General features: G+C 66.3%; 2 protein-coding genes and 1 pseudogene. All 3 read left to right on the plus strand.

The annotated features are described in order from the left end of the window. Positions 1 to 480 (plus strand): gluconate 2-dehydrogenase subunit 3 family protein (locus ACEN88_RS29685; protein WP_413345477.1); only part of this gene is annotated, 480 nt, incomplete at its 5' end. 34 nt (positions 481 to 514) lie between these two features. Beyond that, the gene (locus ACEN88_RS29690) at positions 515 to 2,092 is read left to right on the plus strand and encodes a GMC family oxidoreductase (RefSeq protein ID WP_413345478.1); all 1,578 of its coding nucleotides are present in this window, start codon (positions 515 to 517) and stop codon (positions 2,090 to 2,092) included. Between the two features lie 8 nt (positions 2,093 to 2,100). Next, positions 2,101 to 2,217: pseudogene (locus ACEN88_RS29695) on the plus strand (lipoyl synthase); the annotation flags it as partial.

The raw sequence follows: 2,217 nt of genomic DNA on the forward strand, positions 1-2,217 counted from the left end.
CACATGCTCACCGACGTGCCGGGCGGCCGCGGGGGGAATGCGTCGAACGACAAACACCTGGCGCAGGACTTTCCGACGCTGGGCGCGGCCACGGCGCAGACCCTGCTGCGCATGGCGCGCGACGTATTCCCGCACGACAAACTGGCGGACCGCTACTACGTCGAAGCGATCCAGCCGTTCGAGCGCGCGGCCGCGAAGGATCCGAAGCAGGCGGCCCTGTTCCGCGACGGGGTGCGCGACCTGGACAAGGCCGCCATGAAACGCTTCGGCAAGCCCTATGCGGCCGTCAAGCGCGAGCCGGAGCGCGTCAGCCTCCTGAAGGCGATCGAGCCGTCGCCGTTCTTCCAGAAGGTGCGCGGCGAGATGGTCACGAGCCTGTACGACAACAAGGCGGTGTGGCCGCTGCTCGGCTACGAGGGGTCGTCGTGGGAGCAGGGCGGCTACATCAACCGCGGCTTCAACGACATCGACTGGCTGTAAACGCGCAAACCATAACAAAAAACAGGAGACGGCAATGAGCAAGAAAATCGAATTGGGCGACGACGACGCGATCGTCATCATCGGCTCGGGCGCGGGCGGCGCGACGCTGGCCAACGAACTGGCCCAGCGGGGCGTGGACAAGATCGTGATCCTCGAAGCGGGCAAGCATTTCACGCAGGCGGATTTCGAGAACGACGAGTGGGCCATGTTCAACAAGATCTCGTGGCTCGACAAGCGGATTTCGGCCGGCGGCTGGCACCACACGAAGACCTACCCGAACCTGCCGGCGTGGATCGTCAAGGCGGTGGGCGGGTCGACCGTGCACTGGTCGGGCGTCGCGCTGCGCTTCCAGGAGCACGACTTCAGGACGCGCACGACCTACGGCAAGGTCGACGGCGCCAACATCCTCGACTGGCCGATCACGCTGGCGGAACTGGAGCCGTACTACGAACTGGCGGAAAAGAAGATGGGCGTGGCCGGCACGCGCGCGAGCGGCTTGCCGCCGATGCCGGAATCGAACCAGACCAAGGTCGTGGCGGCCGGCGCGCGCAAGATCGGCTACAACAAGATCATCCGCCCCGTCGCATCGAATTCGCAGCCGTACGACGGGCGTCCCGGCTGCCAGCAGATCGGCTTCTGCATGCAGGGCTGCAAGGTGGGCGCGAAATGGTCCACCTTGTACACCGAAGTGCCGAAGGCGCTGGACACCGGCCGCGTGGAACTGCGCCCGGAAAGCATGGTGCTGCAGATCCAGCACGACAAGTCCGGCAAGGTGAACGGCGTGCTGTACGCTGACAGCCAGGGCCGTCACGTATTGCAGAAGGCGCGCCTCGTCGCCGTCGCCGGCAATTCCATCGAGTCGCCGCGCCTGCTGCTGAACTCCGCGTCGGCCATGTTCCCGAACGGCCTCGCGAATTCGTCCGGCCAGGTGGGCCGCAATTACATGAATCACGCGACGGCCGCCGCCGTGGCGATCCACAAGAAGCCCGTGTACATGAACCGCGGCTTCGACATCGGTGCCGTCGTCGCCGACGAGGTGGCCTTGAACACGCGGCGCGGCTTCAACGGCGGCTACTATCTCGAAGGCCTCGCCCTGGGCCTGCCGTACACGGCGGCCTTCATGAAGCCGGGCGGCTGGGGCCGGGACGTGACGTCGGCGCTGGAAATGTACGACCACATGACGGCGATCTGGGTCTGCGGCGAAGACATGGCGCGCGAACAGAACGGCATCACGCTGCACCCGACCGAGAAGGATCAGTACGGCCTGCCGGTCCCGATCGTGTCGAAGACGTACCACAAGAACGACAACGCGATCGCGGCGCACGGCCTGGTCCAGTTCCGCAAGCTGTCCGAAGCGGTGGGGGCCACGCGCGTCATCGACATGCCCGCGTACCCGGCCAGCCACAACCTCGGCACGAACCGCATGAGCGAGCATGCGCGCGACGGCGTCGTCAACAAATGGGGCCGCACGCACGACGTCAAGAACCTGTACATCTCGGACGGCAGCCAGTTCGCATCGAGTTCCGCCGCGAATCCCACGTTGACCATCGTCGCGCTGGCGATCCGCCAGGCCGAGCACATCGCCGGCGAGCTGGCACGCGGCGCGGTGTAGGAGCAGCGATGAAGCCGACCTCCAAACAGCTGGGCGCGGCCAAGACGAGCCGCATTCCCATCAAGATCGTGCCGGCCGAGCGCTTGCCGAAGCCGGACTGGATCCGCACGCGGGCGCCGGCGCCG

The sequence above is a fragment of the Massilia sp. CT11-108 genome (assembly GCF_047302915.1).
Classification (GTDB): Bacteria; Pseudomonadota; Gammaproteobacteria; order Burkholderiales; family Burkholderiaceae_D; genus Telluria; species Telluria orientalis.

Coding starts and splice junctions, on each gene's coding strand:
- ACEN88_RS29690 (WP_413345478.1), top strand. CDS start 515: ATGAGCAAGAAAATCGAATTGGGCGACGACGACGCGATCGTCATCATC.